Annotated in this window: 5 protein-coding genes; all 5 read left to right on the forward strand. The window is 67.0% G+C overall.

Translation table 11 applies throughout. From position 1 onward, the window contains the following. Positions 1-159 precede the first annotated feature (159 nt). Entirely contained in the window at positions 160-2817 is a 2658-nt protein-coding gene (locus ACP5M5_RS10355; protein WP_427937133.1) for a penicillin-binding protein 1A, read from the forward strand. A gap of 184 nt (positions 2818-3001) precedes the next feature. After that, positions 3002-3967: a thiamine pyrophosphate-dependent dehydrogenase E1 component subunit alpha gene (locus tag ACP5M5_RS10360; protein ID WP_427937135.1), complete on the forward strand. Its 966-nt coding sequence runs from the start codon at positions 3002-3004 to the stop codon at positions 3965-3967. Between the two features lie 15 nt (positions 3968-3982). Continuing rightward, positions 3983-5014 (forward strand): alpha-ketoacid dehydrogenase subunit beta, encoded by a 1032-nt coding sequence (locus ACP5M5_RS10365; protein WP_427937137.1) that lies wholly within the window; start codon positions 3983-3985, stop codon positions 5012-5014. Next, complete coding sequence (locus ACP5M5_RS10370) at positions 5011-6111, forward strand: acetoin dehydrogenase dihydrolipoyllysine-residue acetyltransferase subunit (RefSeq protein WP_427937139.1); 1101 nt, start codon at positions 5011-5013, stop codon at positions 6109-6111. The genes ACP5M5_RS10365 and ACP5M5_RS10370 overlap by 4 nt, the downstream gene beginning before the upstream one ends. A gap of 324 nt (positions 6112-6435) precedes the next feature. Further along, a partial coding sequence (locus tag ACP5M5_RS10375) for a helix-turn-helix domain-containing protein (protein WP_427937140.1) occupies positions 6436-6634 on the forward strand: 199 nt, incomplete at its 3' end.

Here is a 6634-nt window from a genome sequence, read left to right on the forward strand (position 1 = left end):
GGTTTAGGCCGGGAAAGATGGAGGAATTCCGTCGCAACGGCGCTGACCGTGGCCCCAGCCGGATAGCGCGCGACAGAGAGCGCGGATCAGCGCTTCGATCAGCGCGTCCCTGGGGCGGGGTGGGATGCTTTCAGCGGCCGAGGGGATTATATAGCGGCGATGGCCATCGACCCCCCTCCCCCGCGCGAGCGGCTCGGCGCTGCTTCAGCGCCCTCTCCGCCCCGCGCCCCGCGCCCTGGCAAGGGCAGCGTGCGACGCTTTCTCGCCCGCTGGCTCGGGCGGCTGTTCGGGGTGCTCGCCGGGCTTGTCGTGCTGGCCGGGCTCGCTGCGGTGATCGTCGCCTATGGCGCCTATCGCCACTATGTCGCCGATCTGCCCGATATCAACGGGCTAAAAAACTACCAGCCGGCGGTGATGAGCCGGGTGTTCGCGGGCGACGGCTCGCTGCTCGCCGAACTCGCCAATGAACGGCGCATCTACACCCCGTTCACCGCCATCCCGCCCCTCGTGACTGCTGCCTTCATCGCTGCCGAGGACCAGAATTTCTGGACCCATCGCGGCGTTGATCCGCTCGCCATCCTGCGCGCGGCGGTGACCGATATCGGCCATCTCCATGAAGGGCGGCGGCCGATCGGCGCCTCCACCATCACCCAGCAGCTCGCCAAGAATATGCTGCTCGGCAACGAGCCGACGCTTGGGCGCAAAATCCGCGAGGCGATCCTCGCCCTCCGCATCGATCAGAGCCTCAGCAAGCAGCGGGTGCTCGAACTCTATCTCAACGAAATCTATCTCGGCCAGCAATCTTATGGTGTCGCCGCCGCCGCCGAGGCCTATTTCAACAAGCCGCTCGATGAGCTGACCCTGGCCGAGGCGGCGATGCTGGCGGCGTTGCCGAAAGCGCCGAATAATTACAATCCCTTCCGGTTTCCCGAGGCGGCGCGGGCGCGGCGCGACTGGGTGCTTGAACGCATGGCCGAAACCCACGCCGTGTCGCTGGCCGAAGCCCGCGCGGCACAGGCCGAACCGCTGGTGCCGCATGGCTACCACCACCCCGATGTCACCCCGGGCGGCGAGTATTTCGCCGATGAGGTCAAGCGGGAGCTGATCTCGCGCTTCGGCGCCGAGACCACCAGCGAAGGCGGGCTGATGGTGCGCGCGAGCCTTGATCCGCATCTCCAGGCCGCCGCCGAGGACACGCTCCGCGCCGGGTTGATGGCCTATGACCGCGCGCATGGCGGCTGGCGCGGCGCCGTCAGCCATATCGCCGCCTCTAGCGCCGAGCTGGGCCGCGATTGGGCGGGCAAACTCGCCGCCGTCGTGCCGCCGCCCGGCATGCTGCCGCGCTGGCGGCTTGCGATCGTGATCGAAGAGAGCGACGGCGCGGCGCGGCTCGGCTGGCTAGAGCCCGCAGCAGATGCGCCGGCCACCCCGAAAACCGGGACGATCCTGCTCGCCGATTGCGCCTGGGCACGCCCGAAGATCGCGAACGCGCCGGCCGGCACGCTCGGCCCGGCGCCGCAGCGGCTGCGCGATCTCTTCACCCCCGGCGATGTGGTGATGATCGAGCCGCCGGCGACGAAAACGGCGCGACTGCAGCTCCGCCAGATCCCCGAGGTCGAGGGTTCGCTGGTCTCGCTCGACCCGCGCACCGGCCGCGTCCTCGCGCTCGTCGGCGGCTGGAGCCACGCGATCAGCCAGTTCGACCGCGCCACCCAAGCCAACCGCCAGCCCGGCAGCGCCTTCAAGCCCTTCGTCTATCTGGCCGCGATGGAACAAGGCATCTCGCCGAGCCAGCGCTTCCTCGATGCCCCCTTCGTCGTCGATCTCGGGGACAAGGGAAAATGGCGGCCGAATAATTTCGAGATGGATTTCAACGGACCGATGCCGCTCCACGAGGCGCTGCAGCATTCGCGCAACTTGGTCACGCTGCGGGTCGCCAATCAGATCGGTATGGCGGCGGTGGCGGAGACCGCGACGGCGTTCCATATCGTCGATGACATGCCGCGCGTCTTGCCGGCGGCGATCGGCGCGATCGAGACCACGGCGCTCCGCCTCGCCGGCGCCTATGCCTCGCTCGATGAGGGCGGGCGGGCGGTGATCCCGAGCCTGATCGACAGCGTTCAGGATCGTGACGGCCATGTGCTTTGGCGCACCCCCGGCCTCGGCTGCGAAAGCTGCGCCGCCGACCCAGGCCAGCCGCCCCTCCTCGATGACCAGCGCCCAGCGATCGCCGACCCGCAAAGCGTCTTTCAGGTCGTCACCATGATGCAGGACGTGGTGCAGCGCGGCACCGGCACCCGCGCCGGCAAGGATCTCGGGCGGCCGATCGCCGGCAAGACCGGCACGACGCAGGATTACAATGACGCCTGGTTCGCCGGCTTCACGCCCGATCTCGTCACCATCGTCTGGGTCGGGTTCGATCAGCCGGCTGATCTCGGCCGCAACCAAACCGGCGGCGAACTGGCAGCGCCGATCTGGCATGATTTCATGGCGATCGCGCTCAAGGATCATCCGGTGCTCCCCTTCGTCGCGCCACCCGGGGTTACGCTGGCATCGTGGCACGATGCCGTCCAGACCATGACCGACGCGTTCAAGGACGGCCAAGAGCCCGGCGCCTCGCTTGCGCTCGGTGACCTGCCGCATGGCACGGCGAACGCCGCACCCGCGAGTGCCGGCGGGCGGGCGGCGACCAACGCCCCGCCGAGTGATAACGGCACGCCGCAACCCGCTGAAGGCGCAGCGCCAGCCGCCAGCGCCGCCGCCCAACCCCCGCCCGCCACCAGCGATTCCGACAAGGCGATGGGCGGGCTTTATTGACGACAGAACTGAAGACTTTTTGAGCGCTCGCACGAGCGCAATGACAGGGCGCTGATCGGCCTGCGGCGCGACGTCCGGGTTCAAATCGCCGTGTGTCCTTACCGGCGCGCTTGCGTTTTTGGCTCAGAGAATGCTATAGTTTCCGGCGTGCACCAGAAGAGTGCATGGCACGGGAGGGCCCAAGATGCAGTTGAGCCGGGACGAGTTAGTGCGCGCCTATCGCAGCATGTGCACCATCCGCCAGTTCGAGGAGCGGGTGCACACTGAATTCGCGACTGGCGACATCCCAGGCTTCGTCCATCTCTACGCCGGCGAAGAAGCCTCGGCGGTCGGCGTCTGCCTAAATCTTACCGAACATGACAGCATCGCCTCCACCCATCGCGGCCATGGCCATTGCATCGCCAAAGGATGCGACGTGACGGCCATGATGGCGGAGATTTATGGCCGCAAAACCGGGCTCTGCGCCGGCAAGGGCGGGTCGATGCACATCGCTGATCTCGACAAGGGCATGCTCGGCGCCAATGGCATCGTCGGCGGCAACGCGCCGCTCGCTTGCGGCGCCGCGTTGAGCGCCAAAACCCTGAAAACCGGTGCCGTCGCCGTCGCCTTCGGCGGCGATGGCGCCTCCAACCAGGGCACCACGGCGGAAGCGATGAATCTCGCCTCGGTCTGGCGGTTGCCGGTGATTTTCGTCCTCGAGGATAATGGCTATGCCGAGTCGACAGCAAGCGCCTGGTCGGTTGCGGGTGATCCGCTGGACCGCGCCAAGGGGTTTGGCATGCCGGGCGTGCGTGTCGATGGCCATGATTTCTTCGCCGTCCACGCGGCCGCAGCGGAGGCAATCGCGCGGGCACGGGCGGGGGACGGGCCAAGCTTTCTCCACCTCAAGCTCGCCCGCTATTACGGCCATTTCGAGGGCGACGGCATGACCTATCGCGCGCCCGACGAGGTCGCGAAACTCCGCGCCGAACGCGACTGTCTTAAGCTCTTTCGCGCCAAGGTGACCGAGGCCGGGCTGCTCGAACCGGCCGCACTCGATGCGATCGAAGGCGAGGTCGCGGCCGCGATCGAGGGGGCGGTGCGCGCGGCCAAGGCTGCGCCCATGCCCACCCCCGCCGATCTGCTCTCTGACGTCTATGTCAGCTATTGATGAGGAGCGCGTGGCATGGCCAAAAAATCCTACCGTCAGGCCATCAATGAGGCGATCCGCCAGGAGATGGCGCGCGATCCGCGCGTCGTCGTCATGGGGGAAGACAATGCCGGCGGCATGGGCGCGCCCGGCGAAGACGATGCCTGGGGCGGTGTGCTCGGCGTCACCAAGGGGCTCGTCGCTGAATTCGGGCGCGAGCGGGTGCTCGACACGCCGATCACCGAAAGCGGCTTCATCGGCGCTGCCGCCGGCGCCGCCCTCACCGGGCTGCGGCCGATCGCCGAGCTGATGTTCGTCGATTTCATGGGGGTCTGCTTCGATCAGATCTTCAATCAGGCGGCCAAGTTCAAATACATGTTCGGCGGCAAAGCGCGCACGCCGCTCGTCATCCGCACCATGTATGGCGCTGGATTTCGCGCCGCCAGCCAGCACAGCCAATGCCTCTACCCGCTATTTACCCATATCCCCGGCCTCAAGGTCGCGCTCCCGTCTTCGCCCTATGAGGCGAAGGGGTTGATGATCCAGGCGATCCGCGACGATGATCCGGTGATCTTTTTCGAGCATAAAATGCTTTACGACAGCGAAGGAGAAGTACCGGACGAGCCCTACACCCTGCCCTTCGGCGAGGCCAATCTCACCCGCGAGGGCGAAGATGTCACCATCGTCGCTTTCGGGCGGATGGTGACGCTCGCCAACGAGGCCGCCGATCAGCTCGGCAAGGAGGGGATCTCATGCACGGTGATCGACCCGCGCACCACCTCGCCACTCGATCACGAGACCATTCTCGAGGAAGTGCGCACAACCGGCCGGCTGGTGGTGGTGGACGAGGCCAATCCGCGCTGCAACATGGCGACCGACATCGCCGCCCTCGCCGCTGAAGGGGCGTTCGCGGCACTCCGCGCGCCGATCCGCATGGTCTCGCCGCCGCACACGCCGGTTCCGTTCTCGCCGGCGCTGGAAGATCTTTTCGTGCCCGATGTCGGGAAGATCGTCGCGGCCGTGCGCGCGGTGATGGCAGCGGGCGGGGCGCAAGGCGGCCTGACATGACCGGCTTGCGCGCCCTGGTGATGCCCAAAATGGGCCTCTCGATGACCGAGGGGATGGTCGCGCGCTGGCATAAGGCGCCGGGAGAGACGGTGGCAGCTGGCGAGGAAATCGCCGATATCGAAACCAGCAAGATCACCGCCACCTATGAAAGCCCCGCCGCCGGCACGTTGCGCCGCCAGGTATTGGCCCCCGGCGTGATGGTGCCGGTCGGCGCGCTGATCGGCGTCATCGATGACGGCACCGCCGATGACGCCGCGATCGATGCGTTCATCGCCGCCCAGCAAGCCGCCTTCGTGCCCGCGGCGGAGGCGGCGTCGGCGCCGGCGGCGATGCGGGTTGAAACCGAGATCGGGCCGATCCAGGCCCTCGAAGCGGGGCCGGAGGATGCGCCGCCGTTGCTGCTAATCCACGGGTTCGGCGGCGATCTCGGCAACTGGATGTTCCTCCAGCCGCTGCTCGCGGCGCGCTTTCGCACCATCGCGATCGATTTGCCCGGCCATGGCGGCTCGACCAAAACCCTCGCCGGCGCGAATATCGCCGAGCTCGCCCGCGCCGTCGCCGCGCTCGCCCGCGCCCGTGGCCTCGGCCACGTGCATCTCGTCGGCCATTCGCTGGGTGGTGCGGTCGCCCTGATGCTGGCGCCCGAATCGCTTTCGTTGACCTTGATTTCACCCGTCGGGTTTGGGCCGGAAATCAACATGGATTATGTCAGCGGCTTCATCGCCGCGCGCCGCGCCCGTGACATGCAGGCGGTGCTCGGGATGCTGTTTGCCGATCCGACCCTGATCGGGCGCGAGATGGTGGACGCCGTGCTGCGCTATAAGCGGCTCGACGGGGTGGCGGCGGCGCTCGAGGCGATCGCCGCGGCGAATTTCGCCAATGGCCGGCAAAACACCTCGCTCCGCGAGTCCCTGGCGGCGGTGCGCGTGCCGGTGCTGGTCGCCTGGGGGGAAGCGGATCGCATCATTCCCGCCGCCCACGCCGATGCGCTGCCGGCTTCGGTGCAGGTCGCGCGCTTCCCCGAGACCGGCCACATGGCGCATATGGAGCGGGCCGCCGATCTCGCCCAACGCATTATCGCAATGGCGGCGTCCTAGTACACCGATTCCATGAAATCGACCCTTTGTAAGGGATTCCTGACGCATTGCCAGATGTATTAGGCATGTTGTGGGCATCAACACCATGGCTGGACATTATGGCAGCACCTCGGCGCGTAATCGATATCTCAATTGAAGCAGACGAGCTGATGCAACTCGAACGGATCGCGCGTTCTCGAACCGAACCGGCGAGTTGGGTTGAGCGAGCGCGTATCCTTCTGGCCTATCGCGCCGATCCATCGGCCCATGCGGTCGGCGAGATGGTCGGCGTGACCCATCAGACCGTGCTTCGGTGCTTGCCGCCGGGCGGTGCGGTTTGGCGTGATGGCCGCGCTCGACGACAACCCACGGCCGGGAAAGGCGCCCGAGATCACCGCTGACGCCCGTGCCTGGCTGCTATCGCTGGCCTGTCAGAAAGCCAAAGACTTGGGATATCCGCACGAACTCTGGACGACCCGGCTATTGGCACGTCATGTGCGTGAGCACGCGGTGGACGCTGGATTTCCTTGCCTGGCCAGCGTGG

The sequence above is a fragment of the Acidibrevibacterium sp. genome (assembly GCF_049965395.1).
Classification (GTDB): domain Bacteria; phylum Pseudomonadota; class Alphaproteobacteria; order Acetobacterales; family Acetobacteraceae; genus Acidibrevibacterium; species Acidibrevibacterium fodinaquatile.

Excerpts from the sequence above, each read along its gene's own strand:
- ACP5M5_RS10355 (WP_427937133.1), top strand. The coding sequence starts at position 160 with ATGGCCATCGACCCCCCTCCCCCGCGCGAGCGGCTCGGCGCTGCTTCA.
- ACP5M5_RS10360 (WP_427937135.1), top strand. The coding sequence starts at position 3,002 with ATGCAGTTGAGCCGGGACGAGTTAGTGCGCGCCTATCGCAGCATGTGC.
- ACP5M5_RS10365 (WP_427937137.1), top strand. The coding sequence starts at position 3,983 with ATGGCCAAAAAATCCTACCGTCAGGCCATCAATGAGGCGATCCGCCAG.
- ACP5M5_RS10370 (WP_427937139.1), top strand. The coding sequence starts at position 5,011 with ATGACCGGCTTGCGCGCCCTGGTGATGCCCAAAATGGGCCTCTCGATG.